General features: G+C 76.1%; 1 protein-coding gene. It reads left to right on the top strand.

The window, feature by feature from the left end; translation table 11 throughout:
• Nucleotides 1-1207: Dyp-type peroxidase (locus tag HMPREF3105_RS01520; protein WP_070708611.1), on the top strand; the 1207-nt coding region annotated here is incomplete at its 5' end.
• Nucleotides 1208-1337 lie beyond the last annotated feature (130 nt).

The following is a 1337-nucleotide window of genomic DNA, read 5'->3' as shown; positions in this document are numbered from 1 at the left end:
CGGGGCGGGGGCCTCGCCCTCCGAGGTCATGGGCGACACCGGCATCGAGGGCGAGGTCGGCCGGGCCGGCTGGGCCGAGCCCGGCGGCCAGTCCGCCCGGGTGGCCGTCAGCTCGCCCGTGGGCACGGACACCGTGCCGTTCCACGGGCCGCGCCAGGCCGGCGTCGACACCCCGGCCCAGGCCCACGCGGTGTTCCTCGCCCTCGACCTGCTCCCGGACACGGACCGGCTGGGGATCGAGCGGATGCTGCGCCTGCTCACCGACGACGCCGCGCGCCTCACCCAGGGCCGGGCCACGATCGCGGACACCGAGCCGGAGCTCGCCGCCGCCCCCGCACGGCTCACCGTGACGTTCGGCTTCGGCCCGGAGCTCGTCCGCCGCGTGGCCCCGGACCGGGCCCCGGCCTGGCTGCGCCCGCTGCCGGCGTTCGAGCAGATCGACCGCCTGGACCCCGCGTTCAGCGACGGCGACCTGCTGCTGCAGATCTGCGGCGACGACCGGATGTCCGTGGCCCACGCCCGGCGCATGCTCCTCAAGGCGGCCCGGCCGTTCGCCACCGAGCGCTGGGTGCAGGAGGGCTTCCGCTCCGCCCGCGGCGCCCATCCCACCGGCACCACCATGCGCAACCTCTTCGGGCAGGTGGACGGCACCGGCAACCCGGCGGCGGACACCCCGCATCTCGACCGCGTGGTGTGGGGCGTGGGCGCCGAGCAGGTGGGCGTCACCCCGTGGATCGCGGACGGCACGTCCGTGGTGATCCGGCGCATCGAGATGCTCATGGACACGTGGGACGAGCTCGACCGCCCGGCCAAGGAGAAGGTCATCGGCCGTCGCCTCGGCACCGGGGCGCCGCTCACCGGCGAGCAGGAGCACGACGAGCCGGACTTCGCGGCGCTCGGCCCCGCCGGGTTCCCCGTGATCCCGGACATCTCCCACCTGCGGCGCGCCCGGATGGACGTGCCGGAGTACGGGATGCTGCGCCGCGGCTACAACTACGACGACCCGCGCGGGGCGCTGGAGGCGGGCTCCGGCCTGATCTTCGCCGCCTACCAGGCGGACGTGGACCGGCAGTTCGTCCCGGTGCAGGCCCGGCTCGCCGAGTCGGACCACCTGAACCTGTGGACCGTGCCCGTGGGCTCGGCGGTCTTCGCGATCCCGCCGGGCTGCGCCGAGGGCGGGTTCGTGGGCGACGCCCTGTTCGCCTGACCCAGGGGCCCGACGACGGCGGGGCCGCTCCCGCCGTCTTCGGGCGTCCGCATGCTTTGAGAGGATGGACCCCATGTCCGCCGCCACCGCCCCCGCCCGGGGCAGCCACCCCGCCGAGAACGACGACGCC

The organism is Micrococcus sp. HMSC31B01, from assembly GCF_001816085.1.
Classification (GTDB): Bacteria; Actinomycetota; Actinomycetes; order Actinomycetales; family Micrococcaceae; genus Micrococcus; species Micrococcus luteus.
Note: the sequence above shows the minus strand (reverse complement) of the source record. Positions and strands in the feature narration are given on the sequence as shown.